The sequence below is a fragment of the Bdellovibrio sp. HAGR004 genome, assembly GCF_055397015.1.
The window spans coordinates 1,263,270-1,278,427 of the sequence record NZ_AP029176.1; the positions used below are offsets into that span (position 1 = coordinate 1,263,270).

Sequence of the window (15,158 nt, forward strand, 5' to 3'; positions counted from 1 at the left end):
TGTCTAATACACAGTTAGATTCACAGTCGTGCTTTGTCCGGCACTATCCTGAACCACAATCGTTAAAGGACCCGTTGCTGATGGTATCACCGACAGCTGCCAGTTCGGAGCATAAGGCTGAATGACATTCACGGTTCCGGATCCTTGGGTCACAGTGGCCGTGTAGGGCGCTGTCCCGCCAATGATGTTAAATCCGTGTGAAACAGTGTTCGGAATGGTGCTGTAGCCTCCAAGATCGACAGACAGCGGGGCCGGAGTTGGATTGAGACGGATTTCACTTGCCGGAGAAGAACCCATAGTCTGAGTGTACGAAGAGGAGTAGCCAACAAAGAATGCCCCGAGGCTATTGGCTTTCATGTAGATCAGTTTGGAGGAGGTGCCTGCCGCCACTTCGTGCGCCCACTGCTGAGATGTACAGTTGCTGTCGGAATAGAATGATACATCGACAGACTGAGCCATGATCTCAGGACGGGAGTGAATGTGAAAGCTAAGTTTTTTGTTTGCTGGGATGATGACCGGATTGTTTGAAGAATCACGAACCTCAACCTGGACGGCCTGGCATTGATAAACCTGTGGGGTGGTGCTGGAACCCGAGGGCAGGGTCAAAGAAAGATGATGCGCCAGCGGTGTTATATTTAGATTGGCTATCCCTGAAGTTCCAAAGCCGTCGATTTTTAAAGAGACATTGTTTAGCAGACTGGGGCCAGCCAACACCGCGAATCGTCCGACGCCATTGACGACGTTGATGGAGGCTTGGGGGGTTCGGGACACGCAGTTATTGACGATTTTGATGTCACTAGGGGGTGTGTAGGATGTGACCCCATCGGGCTCAATCCAAGAGAAGGTTGCTGTACCCGTATTGTTAACCGGATTGCCTCCTTCGTGGAAAAAGGCGGCCACGGGATGACAACCTTGAGGGAAGACCGCCATCAACGGAGGGAAGCTTCCCGTGGTGTTGGTGGTGTCCAGTGACAATGAGACACCGGTTGGAGTGCTTGTGGGGGTGACAATGTTGACTGTAAAAGGAGTTGGATTGGTCAGTCCAACAGTATTTGTCAGCGAAAGACTGAAGTTACCGTAGGACGCTGACTTTATATAGAATGTGGACTCGATAAGCTGAGCTGTAAATGTCTTGGACAGAGTTGATACCGGCGATCCACTGCAATCCTTGGTGCTGTACAAGATAGCCGCCGCTGCATCAGAGTAATCTTTTGCTGTCACTGTATAGCCCAAAGAAGGGTACGGGTTCACGGCGAAATTTGAACCGGACAGGTTGACTTGGACAGCAAGGCATTCACCCACCACCGGCCAAAGGTTGAAGGGAAATCCCGTGGAAGGGATTAAGTTCAAATTCAGTGTTTGAGGAGGTGATGGACTGGTATTGTTTACCCAGATGTGATTGGGTTTCCCATGGGGATGACCATCACGACTGAGGCAAATAATATGCTGATATTCAGTCTGCGCGGCCAAGCCTAATGAGTCTACCTGTATCTTCAGTGCACCATTGTCCAATGCTGGCAGCGGCAGGGATTTGTACAGACTCCAGCCACGGCTGGAAAGACGCTCACTCTCGCAGCGCTCATCGTATTCAGTGCCTGGCATAGGCATGGCCGTCGTGACTTTTCTATAGACCTGAAGGCCGTTGATTCCCTCCAGGGCTCCAGGAAGGGGACGTGTTTCTAGGTAGACTCCTGAAGAGTTGACGCCGAACTTAGAGGTTGAGCGGTACAGAGGGTTTTCCTCAGGGCGGTTGAACATGGTTTGAAGACCCACGATCCCGCTGCTTTCACCAATGTTATAGATCCGGTTATCCCAGGAATTGCCGTTGAATTTAAGATAGGAAATAAATTCTTCGGCAGGGGGTAACGACGCACAATCGCTGAAGGCCCGTCCGCCAATAAATGCAAGGGCCTGCGGTGTGGCTGTGGGGGTTGAGCCTGTGGCGAAATGTTTGATAGGCATTGGATGATTGCGGTTTGCACTGACAAAATGAGAGTTCGAGTACAAAGATCCACCGTTGCTGAGAGCGGATTGAACGCACACGGTTTTGTTGGAAAGATAAGTCGGGTTGTTGGCAAAGAAGCCAAAGAACTTATTTTCAGGCAATTGCTGGATCCACGTCGAAGTTCCGACACTGGTCCACTGCTCGCGGAAAGACAAGGGTTCTGCGACTTTGACCAGATGAGGGCCAGTGACAAGAGTGTTCGTGGTCCATTGTTGTCCCATATAAGTGCCGTCAGGCAGCATATAGTCCATGGGGATGTCACTGAAGGCGACCATTTCAAACCACCCACCAAACATCATTTTTCTATCAACTAGCAGTGCGGGTTTTCCAGGGGGGCGGTAAAAGAGTTTGAGCTCTCCGCTGGGGCCAGCATTGGCGGAAGAAAGATAGCGTCCTTTCAGGCGACCTTCGACCGTGCTTTCGCTGCCAAGTTTTTGCAGCGGCACATCCAAAGTTTCTGTTGTACCTGCCAGAGATTTGCTGACATCTCCGTAGTACAAGATCGCGCCCCCATCAGAGCCTGCCGGAGAGTAGGCCGCCAGTACCTGCACCAGACGATCAGAACCGGACGGAATTTCCAAGGTGATTTCTGAGCCCAATGAAGAGGAACCACCCGCATCTTGGAGCAGGGTGATAGGCTGACTCATATCCGGAGCTGTGACTTGAACGGCAAGATGCTTCAGCATCAGGGTGGAGGAGGCCGAGTTCATTTTGCCAGAAAGACTTCTGGGAACTTGCAAAGATATTTTACTGCTATCCACGGTCAGGCGATCACAGCCTAAAGCCAACAGACAAAGCAAAGAGATAACGTACTGGTGAAAGTGTCTTTTCATGTCAATGAACCTCGTAGATATGGAGAATTAATCGGATTTTTATGGGTCCTACTGAAGGCCGAAAAGGGTCTTGAACGATTCTTGAAATATTCATGGCTTATTCTGAGACAGAGGGAAAGTTGATTGCTTTTCTTTGGGATTCAAGAGTACTTTTTTGTAATGTCTGAAGAAAAAAAGCCCTACGAACTGCTAGGTGGGGAGCCGGTCCTGCGCCGACTAACCCAGAGATTTTACGAGATCATGGACACACTTCCAGAGGTGCAGGGCATTCGCCAGATGCATCCGGAAAACCTGCGAGGCTCTGAAGAAAAGCTCTTTATGTTTTTGTCGGGGTGGTTGGGCGGACCGAATCTCTTTATGGAACGCTATGGGCATCCGCGACTGCGCATGCGCCACTTTCCTTTTAAAATTGGCAAGTCCGAACGGGATCAGTGGATGTTGTGCATGGTGCAGGCTTTTGATGAGCTGCAAATTGCAGAGCCCCTGCGCAGCGAGCTTCTGCATTCCTTACTTCGGCTCGCCGATCACATGCGCAACATCGAGGAAAACCAAGAGTAGCACTTTTTATTCTAAGCCTCTAACGGGATGAAGCTGAACTTCGTCACATCCACCAGGCCGCGGTCCGTGAGTTTCAGGGTTGGAATCACGGGCAGGGCCAGGAACGCCATTTGAATAAAAGGCTCATCCAGAGTGACCCCCAGACTGCGGAAGGCTTTCTTCAGAGTGGCAATGCCATCTTTGATTTCTTCCGCACTTTGCAAGCTTAAAAGACCTGCGATCGGCAGTTCCACCAGGGCCTGGACTTTTCCCTGATCGACGACGACAAAGCCACCCCCTTTTTCAATCAACGTGTTCACCGCCACCGTCATGTCTTTGGCGTTGGTGCCAATGACCATAATATTGTGTGAATCGTGGGCCACAGAGCTTGCTAAAGCCCCCTGTTTAAGTCCCAAACCCTTGACCAGACCCAAAGCGGGAGGAAGGCCTTTGCCATAGCGTTCGATATTGGCCATGAAAAGAACGTCCTCTTTTTCAAATTTCTGTCCGTCGAACTTCAAAGTCAGATGCTGAGTGATGATCTCGTGAGGCACGATCTCAATCACATTGTAAACACCTGGAAGCAGATTCACGGTCAGATCTTTTTCCGTCAAAGGGGCCCGCTTCATGGTGTTTTCCAAAGGGGGTTGGGAGGCTTGAAGTTTTTCCTGCAAAGACTTTTCCAGATGCAGTTCCGAAACAAACTGCCCGCCGATCATCACATCCTGGATGTCCACTTGTTTAAGGTCCTTCAAAAAGACCAGATCGGCCTTCTTGCCCGGAGCCACCAGTCCCAGTCTTTTAAGGCCAAAGTGTTTTGCCGCGGAATAAGTTGCCAGACGATAAGCCACGTGAACAGCCACGCCATGTTTGTTGATCAGTTCTTTGATCAAATAGTTGATATGACCTTCGTGTGCGATTTCAAAGGGATTGCGATCATCGGTGCAGAGCAGGCATTGGGGCGATGAAAAATCATTCACCAAAGGCGCCAAAGTTTTTAAGTTCTTCGCAACACTGCCTTCGCGGATGATAAGGCCCATGCCTTTTTGCAGTTTTTCGCGACCCTCTTCCAGGGTGACCGTTTCGTGGCAGTTCTGGATCCCGGCTAGCAGGTACGCATTGAGTGGTTTTCCACGCAGCAGGGGAGCATGTCCGTCCATGTTGAGATCGTCAAAGGCCTCAATCTTGGCGTGAACGTCCTTGTCGGCATAAATCACACCGGGGAAATTCATCATTTCGGCCAGCCCCAGCACGGACGGGTGGTCTTTGAAGCTTTTCATTTCTTCCAAAGGGAAATCACTGCCCGTGGTTTCAAAACCCGGAAGCGCCTGCACACAGGATGACATTTGTACAAACAGATTCTGATGCATCAGTTCTGATGAACGCAAAAACCAGCTAAAGCCTTTTCCACCAAGAACATTGGTGATTTCATGGGGGTCACAAATGGCGGTGGTGGTACCCAAAGGCAAGGTGGCTTTTTCAAACTCAAAAGGCGACATCATGGAAGATTCAATATGCAAGTGACCATCGATAAAGCCTGGTGTGACAAAGGCCCCTTGGGCGTCGAAAATGCGTGCCGCTTTTTGGTCCTGATATTCAAGTCCAACACCCACGATGTACTGACCGCCCACGGCGATGCAGGTGGGGTAGGTTTCACCGGTGATCACATCCAGCAAGTGGACGTTGGTGATCAGCAGATCCAGTTCGCCATCCCCGCGGGCTTGCGCCAGACGCTGGGGCATTTCTTGCGAGGGAATCTTTTGTGTTTTTTTACTATGCAGGCTCATTGTTTTGGTCCCTTGTTTTAAGGATTTGCGCCACGATACTAAAGGCAATTTCAACCGGCGAGTTGGTGCCAAAGTTTTCACCCATAGGGCAGAAGAAGCGGGTCAAGGATTCCTGGGGCAGTCCTGCATCCAAAAGATCCTGTCTTAGGCGGCGGGCTTTTTGGTCGCTTCCGACATTGCCGACGTAAGTGAAGCGATCCCTTTGTTTCATCACTTCAATCAGTACAGGCAGATCTGTTCCATGTCCCATCGTCATTAAAGTGACATAGGCCTTGTCGGGGATGGAAGCCACCAGGCCCTTCATATCTTCAGTGCAAACGGTTTTAAGCTTTGAGGACTTTGGCAGTCGATCAATCCATTCCTGTCGGGGATCGACGCAGGTGATGCGGCAGTCCAGCAAAGTCAGCATACGCACAAATTCCTGGGCGATGTGGCCTGCACCAAAGACATAGATATGAAACGGATGGTTTTGTTCATGCAGCTCAAAGAAGAAACTGACCACGCCCCCGCAGGTCATGCCGATATCTTTTTGCAGATTCCAGTCGGCATAAAGGTGTGGCGTTTGGGCCTGAATCATTTTTTGCGCCTCTTCAATGGCGCGTTTTTCGACTTTGCCTCCACCGACAGTTCCAAACTCCAGCCCTTGAGCGGAAATCAGGGCGCGTGCGCCCACTTCCTGGGGGGAAGATCCTTGTTGGTTCACCAGTGTCACACTGACAAAAGTCTTTCCTGCCTCTTGCAGGGTTTTGACGGCTGAAAGATAGTCTTCAAAGTTCAGTCTACTCATGACGGGAAAGCTCCATCAGCATGTCCTCGGGGGTGGCCGGGGACTTCAGTGTTGAAATCAAACCTTTGCTTTTGGCATTGGCAGCATCTTTAAGTGCCGTCCAAACGCTAATGCCCAAAAGGAACGGAGGTTCCCCCACGGCTTTGGAACGATGAACGTTTTCGCGATTTTCATGGTTTTCAATAAATTCAACATTAAAGATCCTTGGTGTGTCCTGGACATTCGGGATCTTGTAGGTGGTTGGAGAATGACTGAGAAGTTTTCCGTCTTTGTTGTGGAAAAGTTTTTCGGACGTCACCCAGCCCATGCCTTGCACGAAGGCTCCGGTGACCTGACCACGGTCAATCCCTGGATTGATGGGGCGACCAAGATCCATCAGGATATCAGAACGCAAGACTTTGTATTCGCCCGTCAAAAGATCGACTTGCACTTCGCTGACGGCCACACCATTGGTGAAATACTTAAAGGGTGTTCCCTGGCTGGTTTTTTTATCAAAACCCAAACCTTCGGTTTTAAAGTGAGCGTATTCCCCCAGAGACATACGGTTGAAGTAGGCTTGTTTGACGACGTCCTGCCAGGAAATGGATTTACCCGACGGAAGATGTGTCAGCTTTCCGCCTTCAAATTGGAATTCTTCAAAGCGCAGCTGGGTTTCATCCAAAGCCGGACATTCGGCGATGTCATTCATCGGAGTCCCCGCCAGAATGTTCTGGAAAAGCCACGCCAGACGCTTTTGAATTCCCAAAGCGGCCTTCATTGCCGCGGCACAGTTGATATCCGATCCACTGGAGGCCGCTGTCGGAGAGGTGTTATGGTTTTTCTCTGTCGAAGTCGCCATCACTTTGACATCGTGAGAAGGAATCCCAAAGGCATGCGCCACCACCTGCTGGATCTTGGTGTTCACACCCTGACCCATTTCCGTGGCGCCGGTGGAGACTTGCACGGTGCCGTCTTTGTGGACGTTGACGGATGCATTACCCTGATTCAGGAAGCGCGCCGTGAAGGCGATTCCAAATTTGGTCGCAGTCATCGACAGTCCTTTGACATGTGTCTTGCTGCTGGCATTGAAGGCGTCAATGTCCTGTCGGCGCTTTACGTAGTCCGATGATTTTTTAAGCTCTGCAAAAAGCTCCGGCAGGGGGTTGTGCCCCAAGTGTTGCCCATAGTGGGTCACATTTCTGACATCTTTCTGATAACAATTTAGTTCACGAATCTGCAAGGCATCTTTTTTCAGGTAAAGAGCGATGTCTTCGATGATGCTTTCGATCGTCATCGTTCCTTGCGGGCCCCCGAAACCGCGGAAGGCGGTGTTGGAATATAAGTTCGTGCGCACCACCGAACCTTCGATAAAGGCATTTGGTAAATAGTAGGCCCCATCTACATGGAACATGGCGCGATCCAAAATTGAACTGGAAAGATCGGCATAGGCGCCACCATCTGCATACAGATGGGCTTTCAGTGCCAAAATTCTGCCATCATCATCAAAGCCCACTTCATAGTAGTTTTTAAAGGGATGGCGTTTTCCGGTCATCATCATGTCGTCGTCTTTGGACAGACACAGTCTTGCCGGGCGTTTCATTTTTTGCGCCACCAAAGCTGCCATGGCCGCAAACGGGGCGGCCTGACTTTCTTTTCCACCAAAGCCACCGCCCATGCGTTTTACGACACAGACAACTTCATGCAGGCTTAAACCCAAGGCTTCGGCCACGACGTGCTGAGTTTCGGTCGGATGCTGGGAACTGGCGTGGACTTCCATCTGTCCGTCTTCCAGGGGATAGGCGATACAGGCCTGGGATTCCAGATAGAAGTGTTCCTGACCGCCACATTCAAAAGCCCCCTTAAGACGGTGCGCAGATTGACCCAGAGCGGCCTCCACGTCGCCGACCTTGAAGGCATTGGCTTTATAGATGAAACTTTGCTTGGCGATGGCGTCATCAATCGTAAAGATGGCCGGAGCTTTTTCCACCTCAAAGCGCACGAATTTTTTGGCGCGAAGCAAGGACTCCATGTCTGTTCCCACCAGCAGGACCGCCGGTTCGTCATAGTATCCAATCTTATCAGCCACCAGAATGGGTTGTTCCGGGACAATCGTACCCCAGGAATTGTGGTGAAGATCTTTGGCAGTGAAAGCCGCCAGCACACCTGGAGCCTTGAGGGCCTCAGAGACATCAATGGATTTAAGAATTCCCGCCGCAGCAGGAACTCCGATCGGCATCACTTGCACTTCGCCCGCCATCAAAGGGCGGTCGTCAATAAAAACACTTTCGCCGGTGACGTGGCCTCGGGATGAATCGTGGGGGATGTTTTGACCTACGGACATGGGATTTCCTGCTCAAGTTCTAAGTGGCATTTTTTAAATAGATTCTCGGCAACTTTCAGACAGTATTCGTCCGACGCACGCAGATCAGAAATGGGCTTGATCAAAGAACGAACCTGCTTCCCCAGATCGGCAAAAAGAGCTTCGTCGAAATTCCGCCCCTGGGCGGACTTCTCAAGTTCTGGCAGGCGCACCACGGTGGGGCCGACACCACCCATGGCAAAACGTGCCTCGGTAATTTTAACACCATCCATTTTTAAACTCGCCGCAAAGGTCACGGCAGATATGTCGAGATCTTTGCGCAGGGATACTTTGAAAAAGCGATGCTTCCACTCCGGTCCCGGAACCGGGATCAGAATTCCTGTGGCAATTTCGTTGGGTCTTACATCAAAGACCTTATAGGCCTTGTAAAACTGGCTTAAAGGAACTTCACGCAGACCATCCACAGACTGCAGATGAACTTTGGCATCCAAGGCCAGCAAAGCCGGGATGCTGTCCCCAATCGGAGATCCATTCATCACATTCCCCACCAAGGTGCCCTGATTCTTGATCTGAGGCGAAGCAAAGATGCGCAGTAAACGGGACAGTTCGGGCAGGGTGCTTTCCACATAATTTTCAAGCTGAGTCAAAGTCACACGCGCGCCCACCCAAACGCCGTCGGCTCGGGATTCAATTTTTTCAGTTTCGGCAATCTTATGCAGGCTCATCACGTTATCAAGGAAGGACTTTCCTTTGTTATGAAGAACGCCCAGGTCCGTGGCCCCGGCCACCAAGCGAGTTTCGGGGGATTGATTTTTCTGATCCACCGCCACAGCAAGACTGAAGGGAGCATGGAAACGGCGCTGACCCGCTTCGATGTGCAAGGAATCCTTCAGCAGGGGAGCGAAGGTCTTTGTCTGTTGTGTGGTGAGATATCTTTCCTTGAGGGGCTTCCACTTGGATAAATCCACATGCGTCGCCGCTTGCAGAATAGGCTCATAACCCGTGCAACGGCACAGATTGCCGGTCAGATGGTTGCGGGCTTTTTTTTCTGAAATGCTTTTGCCATGGCAGTGGCTGCTTTCGGCCAGCGATGAAAGCGCGCACACCATGCCCGGCGTGCAGTAACCGCATTGACCGCCGTGGAACGTGCGCATTTTGTCCTGCACTTCATTCAGCTCGTCCTGGTCTGACAGACCTTCCACAGTGACCAGCGAGGTCAGGTCAAACAGGTACATCGGGGCGATACAGGAATTGATGGTTTGAAAATCTGACCACTCTGGATTTTCGGCCTGGGTTGCTTTGAGTTTGGAAACCAAAACCGTACAGGCTCCGCAGTCCCCCTCGGCGCAGACCACTTTGGTTCCCGGTAGGGAGTGGTTTCGCAGATACTGGGCAAGAGGAAGGAATGCTTTTTCACCACCGATGCTATGTTCGACACCGTTGATAAAGACATGAATTTCGTTGCGAATTTTTGAATCAGCCATCTAAATGGGTTCTCATAAAAGGAACCCCATTTCAATAGAATTTGCGGGGCCAACCGCAATGACCTCAATGACACGGCGCTGGCGGTGGAGGACTTTGCACCGAAGTCAGGGGTGGCCCTTAAAATCAGGCTGATTCCAGTGGTTTGACTCTCAGTCAGCGTGAGAGCACAACAGTCACGAGTTTTAAGTCGAGGGGAATATCTTCGCGGGCAAATTTTTCCCCTCTGCAAAGGTCTAAAAGAGGGCCAGTTCCAATCTGGAACGCGACCTACTCTTTGAGCATTGCAGGAAAACAGACAACGATTGATATCAGATCGCGAAGGATTCGCGTTCAGAGGGGAAAAAAATGAAAATGAACCATCTTGTAATTGCAGGCCTCATGATGATGTCTGCTCCGGTATTTGCGAAGTCTGGTCCTGTAGAAGGTAAAATCGTTGGTGGCGTTGAGGCGTCCATCGGTGAGTTTCCTTACATCGTGTCTCTACAGAGCAGCAGTCACTTCTGCGGTGGATCTCTGATCAAGAAGAACTGGGTTTTGACGGCGGCTCACTGCGTTCGCGGTGGCACTGTGAAAAAAGTTGTAATCGGTCTTCATGATCGCACAAATGCGGTGAATGCGGAGTCTATTGCTCCTAAGAGAATCATCGCTCACCCTGGTTACAACAGCCGTACAATGGAAAATGATTTTGCCTTGATCGAGCTTTCTCAGGATTCTTCCTACGCTCCAGTGGCTTTGAATCCATCTGAAATCACTCTTCCAGAAGACGGTTCCCAGATCATGACGACAGTGGCTGGTTGGGGTACGACTCGTGAAGGTTCTTACTCTTTGCCAACTTTGCTGCAAAAAGTCAGCGTTCCATTGGTTTCCACTGAGGCTTGCAACAAGTCTTATAAGAACGAAATCAAAGACAGCATGATTTGCGCGGGTTATGAGTCCGGTGGTAAAGACTCCTGCCAAGGTGACTCTGGTGGTCCTCTTGTGGCTCAGGATGAAAACAACCAAACATACCTGGTTGGTGTCGTGAGCTGGGGGCAGGGTTGTGCTCGTGCGAACTACTATGGCGTTTACGCTAAAGTGAGCAACGCATACAAATGGATCACTGAAACTGCTCAGTAATTCTGCTGCAAAAAGCTAAAAACTAAAAAACCCCGGGCATTGCCTCGGGGTTTTTGTTTTTTATGACTTCTTCCGAGCGACTTAGCGACAGCGCTCTTTGCTCCACTTCACAAGTTCTGGGGCCTTGGACTGGCTGGCGTCAAACCAGCGGGCTTCTTCGAAAACCCAGACAAAATCCATTCTGAAGGCGCTGTAAGTGTTTACATAATGAAGCCCCTCACAAATGCCCTCAAGCCCCTTGTCGCTCATGTACCAGTCCGAATGAGTGCCGATAATTTCACTGCGGTTTTGCTGGGAATCCTGACAGGTATAAACGCAAGTCCACTTGCGTTTGGTGCCATACCAGGTCTTTTCATAAAGCTGATACTTTTTGCTGAAGGGGTCGGCGATGCACTGGCAGGCCTGGGCCCATCCCGGGGTTGTCAGGGACAGTAAAAACGTCAATGCAAGGAATAGAAAAGCGTTATTTTTCATGCGCAGTCAAAAGCTGCAAGTCCGATTCCAGGGTGGGGGCGGTTCAGATGGCCATCGGTTAAGAAAGTGCTGTCGATAAAATCGACAGTGCCTGTATTTATTTTTTAGACGTCGCGGTGTTTTTTCGCGTTGAAAGCCTTGCGCCCTGCGCGATGCTGCAGGGGGAGTTCGTTGTTTGCTAGCAGAGCGCAGGACAAACTTGCACAGCGATCCAGCAGCTCTTTGGAGGCTTCAGCCAGTGCATGGCTGTGCTGAACGTAACGGACATTGTGCTCCATGTTTTCAGAGCTCCACCCCAGTGAGTGGGCAATGAACGGAAACGGAGGCAGGTGAAACCCCAACTCCGAAAAAAATCCCATCAGGTGACCGGCGACAGACTGCACATTGTCCTGGCCCCCCGTGATGATGAAACCGGCGACTTTGTTGTGTATGAGCTGATTGTTGTGGGTTGTGATTTGGTTTTGAATACAATTAAAGCGTTCGGCCATTTTGTAATACAACGAACTGGCCGAGCCCCAGCGAATCGGGGTGGCCAAAATCATAATGTCAGCCCAGTGAATCAGGTCTTCATAAATGCGATCAAGCTGGTCGGTTTCATCCAGTTGAGTTAGTGAGCAGGGCCAGGTGCAGGCATGCGCGCTTTTGGAATAAAACCCCTCGCAGTGGCGAAACTTCAAATCGCGAACTTTCTGCAAATGGGTTTCGTAACCTTTGTCCTGTGCATATTTTAATGTTTCCAGCAGCAAAAGCTCCGAGGTGGAAATACGTGGATGGGCAGAGTCCATCACGGTTGTTGAGATGCCAACCACCCGCAACGGTCCGTCGTGACGCTCGGGCTTTCGTGTCAAGGGATGCGGAGCGTGAGGCAGTTTTTGGCGTGGATTTGCATTGGCAAGATCAATCCAAAGTTCCTCATCTACGATCTTCAGGGGATAGCTGGGGACTCGGTCGGCCTCGAATCCGGGTTCCCCTTCACCGGTTCGATAGTGGAATTTGTAATAGTGCCAGGGGCACACAACGTAATCCCCCTCGAGGCAACCTTCGCCCAAGGGGCCCCCCGCGTGGTTGCATACACCCGAGATGGCCGTGAAAAGTTCATTCTTGTAGATCAAGGCAATTTTGGTGCGGTGAATTTCGAGTTGCTGAAGTTCTTTTTGTTTAAGCACTTCGACGGAGCCCAGTTTGTTCCAAGAAGGAGTGGAGTTCATAGCTTATTGAATCTGTAAATAGAGATGGAGAAAAGAGTTTCTGGGGTCTTTTTGGTGAATGGCAGGGACTTGCTGGAGGGGGAGGATTCGACACAGAGTGTTGTGTGATTAAGTCTTCAGCATATTCATCGGAGCTTTGTTGAGATGACGGGCAGATTCTAGAATCTTGGTGGAACACTTTGGAGTCTAAATGGGACCCAAGGGATTGCCCTTCCTTTATGAAGCCCCACACAATGATGTTTATGGAGGAGCATGTGGCGGAGGATGTGGGCACAGTGAAGGATATTCGGAAGCGTCTGGCAAAGGTTCTACAGAGCATAATTGAAGAGATGACATCTTGCTACAACCAGGTGGAAGTGGATTTTACAGAGGGCGACAAAACGACGATCTATCGAGTGGTGGTTCCGGTTGAAGTGCGTGGCAAGCTTATCGGTGCCCAAGGAAAAAACATCACCTCACTAAGAAATATCATTGGTGCGATGAGTGGGAATCACGGCTTTCGAGCGATCATTGAACTAGTGATCTAGTCGCAGGCGTTCCTTTGTGACGCAAAGAGGGAACGCTTCTGTTATTTTAATCTTGCAACTTCGTCATTAAATGTAAAAATTCCCTCATTTCATTTTGAGGGGATAATGTCTAATAAATTCGGTGCCCTGTTAAAAACCAAACTTGAGGAAATTCAAAAAAAGAACCCTCGTTTCTCGTTTCGTTCTTTAGCTAAAAAAGTGGGCATTTCGCCCGGTTGTTTGAATGAGTTGATGCACGGGAAACGTCCTTTGAGTGAGTTCTATGCCAACAAGATTGTTTTGGGTTTGGAAATGGGGACAGAAGAACGCAATGAGGTTTATTCGTTGATTTCTACGCGTTCGCGTAAATTTGCCGCTCAGAAAGTTTTGATGGAAAAAGAGATGGAGATGCTTTCCAGCTGGGAGCACTATGCCATCTTGAACATGATTCGCATGAAGACCTTCCGTTCAGAACCGGAGTGGATTGCCGAGCGCCTGGCTTTGCCTGTGGAGCGAGTGGAAAAAAGTTTGGAGCTGCTGATGGAGCTGGCGTTCATCAAGCGCAAAGGAAATTCCATTGCCCGGTCTGTGGCAAGTTTGGCAACGACGGAAGATATTCCAAGCCAAGCCCTGGTGAAGGCGCATCTTTCGGACATGACCAAAGCCATGGAGGTTTTGCAGAGCACACCTCCGGATGTGCGTGACTTTACATCCATCACGATGGCAATCAATCCGGAAAAATTTGCTGAAGCCAAAAGCCTGATTAAAAAATTCCGTCGTAAACTGTCCATGCTTGTTGAAGAAGGTGAAATGACAGAGGTTTACAACTTGAATATTCAATTCTTCCCCCTGACGGTTCAGGAAAGAGAGAAGAGCCCTTTATGTTAAGACTTTCGTGTTTTATCGCAGCATTGATTTTATCTTGGGGGGGCCTGGCGCAGGCTCACTTTGGTGGGGATGAAAAAGGTAACGGGGGCAGTGTTATTGATTGTCCGCAAAACAATCCATGGGAACGCTACGAGGTTTTGGATCTATACGAAGCCCGTGAGGTTCAGACTTTCAAGTTGGATTTGATTGAGGCGTATTCCTATCAGGACGTATTGGCCAAGATGATCAACAGGCTGGAGGAAATCAATCCGACTCGTGCGCGATTGTACCGGTCCTACGCAAAAACTTTCGAGCAGGAAACGCGCATGATTTCCGGGGCTGAGTTTACTGATGTTCCGGATCGTGGCTGGGGGGCTTTGCCGAAGGGCTGCCGACTGGTGCAGGGGGCCGTTCAGTACAAACGCCCGAGTATTGCGGGTCACCGCTATTACATCAATAAAGATGTTTGGGATGGAATGAACAACACCCAGCGTGCAGCGTTGGCTTTGCATGAGATCATCTATCGTGAAGGTCTGTTGCCGGAAAATGGTTTTCAGTCTTCCAACGGTGTGCGCCTGTTGAACGGCTATCTGCATTCGACGAACATGCGAAATGTCACCCTGAAGAGGTACGTGGATCTGATTCAGCGTTCCGGTCTGCAGGCCATAGACATTCAAGGTTACCAGGTTATTTTGCACGGTGGTGGTCTGGGGGAAGAAGGTGACTACACCGTGGAATTCTACGACTCGGAAGTTGTCAAAAGAGCCGTTCTGGCACGACAGGTAGAGGTGCCAGCACCGCAGGGTAAAATAGCTCCGTTTGTGTGTGGACCAGAGGCCAAAGGGCCTCCGGCAGAGATAAACTTCTATGCCAATGGTGTGATTCAGCGAGTTCGTCCACGTTGTTCAAGTGTGGACTTTGTTATTTACAGTCGGGAATCCTATGGTCAGATCACTGCTTACGAAGTGAACTACGATATTGAAGGTCGTATGACCAGTGCAATGTCCTTTCAGTTTGAACTAAACCATCCTGATTACCATCTGCGATCCTCCAAGATCGGTGGGCTCATCGAATTTTATCCGTCCGGAGAGCCTCGACGTGCCTTTATTGGCCGACATTTTTCCGATGCTTCGGGAAGTTGGGTTCGCATTGATGAAGTGGGGCAGGACCTGGTCGCTTTGCAAAAGAATGACGTCCTCTTCGATCAAACAGGACGTATCGTGGAGCTTAACTTCATTCCGCGCTAGAAGGTTT

At 50.2% G+C, this 15,158-nt stretch carries 12 protein-coding genes; 5 read left to right on the forward strand and 7 right to left on the reverse strand.

The annotated features are described in order from the left end of the window. Positions 1-3: 3 nt before the first annotated feature. Entirely contained in the window at positions 4-2,838 is a 2,835-nt protein-coding gene (locus tag ACZ5ZV_RS06385) for a hypothetical protein (protein WP_464120596.1), read from the reverse strand. A 159-nt stretch (positions 2,839-2,997) separates the two neighbouring features. Here ACZ5ZV_RS06385 and ACZ5ZV_RS06390 point away from each other — a divergent pair, with 159 nt between their 5' ends. After that, a complete protein-coding gene (locus ACZ5ZV_RS06390; RefSeq protein WP_464120597.1) occupies positions 2,998-3,396 on the forward strand; it encodes a group II truncated hemoglobin in 399 nt (132 codons plus the stop codon). 11 nt (positions 3,397-3,407) lie between these two features. On the opposite strand, the gene adeD is transcribed toward ACZ5ZV_RS06390, so the two are convergent. From adeD to ACZ5ZV_RS06410, 4 genes are read right to left on the reverse strand one after another with little or no spacing between them, the layout of a single operon-like run. Beyond that, positions 3,408-5,162, reverse strand: a complete 1,755-nt coding sequence (adeD, locus tag ACZ5ZV_RS06395; protein WP_464120598.1) for an adenine deaminase — start codon at positions 5,160-5,162, stop codon at positions 3,408-3,410. After that, positions 5,149-5,949, reverse strand: coding sequence for an XdhC family protein (locus tag ACZ5ZV_RS06400; RefSeq protein ID WP_464120599.1), 801 nt, complete (start codon positions 5,947-5,949; stop codon positions 5,149-5,151). Before ACZ5ZV_RS06400 ends, adeD begins: the two co-directional genes overlap by 14 nt. After that, complete coding sequence (gene xdhB / locus ACZ5ZV_RS06405; RefSeq protein WP_464120600.1) at positions 5,942-8,269, reverse strand: xanthine dehydrogenase molybdopterin binding subunit; 2,328 nt, start codon at positions 8,267-8,269, stop codon at positions 5,942-5,944. Before xdhB ends, ACZ5ZV_RS06400 begins: the two co-directional genes overlap by 8 nt. Continuing rightward, positions 8,260-9,732 carry a xanthine dehydrogenase small subunit gene (locus ACZ5ZV_RS06410; protein ID WP_464120601.1) on the reverse strand — a complete coding sequence of 491 codons (1,473 nt, stop codon included), beginning with the start codon at positions 9,730-9,732 and terminating at the stop codon, positions 8,260-8,262. Before ACZ5ZV_RS06410 ends, xdhB begins: the two co-directional genes overlap by 10 nt. Before the next feature lie 346 nt (positions 9,733-10,078). On the opposite strand from ACZ5ZV_RS06410, the gene ACZ5ZV_RS06415 reads away from it, so the two are divergent. After that, the gene (locus ACZ5ZV_RS06415) at positions 10,079-10,849 is read left to right on the forward strand and encodes a S1 family serine peptidase (protein WP_464120602.1); all 771 of its coding nucleotides are present in this window, start codon (positions 10,079-10,081) and stop codon (positions 10,847-10,849) included. Positions 10,850-10,930: 81 nt separating this feature from the next. On the opposite strand, the gene ACZ5ZV_RS06420 is transcribed toward ACZ5ZV_RS06415, so the two are convergent. Further along, on the reverse strand, positions 10,931-11,323 hold the full coding sequence (locus tag ACZ5ZV_RS06420; protein WP_464120603.1) for a hypothetical protein: 393 nt from the start codon (positions 11,321-11,323) through the stop codon (positions 10,931-10,933). Between the two features lie 104 nt (positions 11,324-11,427). Next, complete coding sequence (locus ACZ5ZV_RS06425) at positions 11,428-12,531, reverse strand: Rieske 2Fe-2S domain-containing protein (protein WP_464120604.1); 1,104 nt, start codon at positions 12,529-12,531, stop codon at positions 11,428-11,430. Positions 12,532-12,749: 218 nt separating this feature from the next. Here ACZ5ZV_RS06425 and ACZ5ZV_RS06430 point away from each other — a divergent pair, with 218 nt between their 5' ends. From ACZ5ZV_RS06430 to ACZ5ZV_RS06440, 3 genes are all read left to right on the forward strand, one after another. Then, the gene (locus tag ACZ5ZV_RS06430; RefSeq protein WP_464120605.1) at positions 12,750-13,058 is read left to right on the forward strand and encodes a KH domain-containing protein; all 309 of its coding nucleotides are present in this window, start codon (positions 12,750-12,752) and stop codon (positions 13,056-13,058) included. Positions 13,059-13,163: 105 nt separating this feature from the next. After that, positions 13,164-13,925, forward strand: a complete 762-nt coding sequence (locus ACZ5ZV_RS06435; protein WP_464120606.1) for a DUF4423 domain-containing protein — start codon at positions 13,164-13,166, stop codon at positions 13,923-13,925. Next, entirely contained in the window at positions 13,919-15,151 is a 1,233-nt protein-coding gene (locus ACZ5ZV_RS06440; protein ID WP_464120607.1) for a hypothetical protein, read from the forward strand. Before ACZ5ZV_RS06435 ends, ACZ5ZV_RS06440 begins: the two co-directional genes overlap by 7 nt. Positions 15,152-15,158 lie beyond the last annotated feature (7 nt).

What these genes read in the sequence shown, in the direction of transcription:
- ACZ5ZV_RS06390 (WP_464120597.1), top strand. Translation starts at nt 2,998, where the DNA reads ATGTCTGAAGAAAAAAAGCCCTACGAACTGCTAGGTGGGGAGCCGGTC.
- ACZ5ZV_RS06420 (WP_464120603.1), bottom strand. Translation starts at nt 11,323, where the DNA reads ATGAAAAATAACGCTTTTCTATTCCTTGCATTGACGTTTTTACTGTCC.
- ACZ5ZV_RS06430 (WP_464120605.1), top strand. Translation starts at nt 12,750, where the DNA reads ATGAAGCCCCACACAATGATGTTTATGGAGGAGCATGTGGCGGAGGAT.
- ACZ5ZV_RS06400 (WP_464120599.1), bottom strand. Translation starts at nt 5,949, where the DNA reads ATGAGTAGACTGAACTTTGAAGACTATCTTTCAGCCGTCAAAACCCTG.
- ACZ5ZV_RS06435 (WP_464120606.1), top strand. Translation starts at nt 13,164, where the DNA reads ATGTCTAATAAATTCGGTGCCCTGTTAAAAACCAAACTTGAGGAAATT.
- ACZ5ZV_RS06415 (WP_464120602.1), top strand. Translation starts at nt 10,079, where the DNA reads ATGAAAATGAACCATCTTGTAATTGCAGGCCTCATGATGATGTCTGCT.
- ACZ5ZV_RS06440 (WP_464120607.1), top strand. Translation starts at nt 13,919, where the DNA reads ATGTTAAGACTTTCGTGTTTTATCGCAGCATTGATTTTATCTTGGGGG.
- ACZ5ZV_RS06385 (WP_464120596.1), bottom strand. Translation starts at nt 2,838, where the DNA reads ATGAAAAGACACTTTCACCAGTACGTTATCTCTTTGCTTTGTCTGTTG.
- xdhB (WP_464120600.1), bottom strand. Translation starts at nt 8,269, where the DNA reads ATGTCCGTAGGTCAAAACATCCCCCACGATTCATCCCGAGGCCACGTC.
- ACZ5ZV_RS06425 (WP_464120604.1), bottom strand. Translation starts at nt 12,531, where the DNA reads ATGAACTCCACTCCTTCTTGGAACAAACTGGGCTCCGTCGAAGTGCTT.
- ACZ5ZV_RS06410 (WP_464120601.1), bottom strand. Translation starts at nt 9,732, where the DNA reads ATGGCTGATTCAAAAATTCGCAACGAAATTCATGTCTTTATCAACGGT.
- adeD (WP_464120598.1), bottom strand. Translation starts at nt 5,162, where the DNA reads ATGAGCCTGCATAGTAAAAAAACACAAAAGATTCCCTCGCAAGAAATG.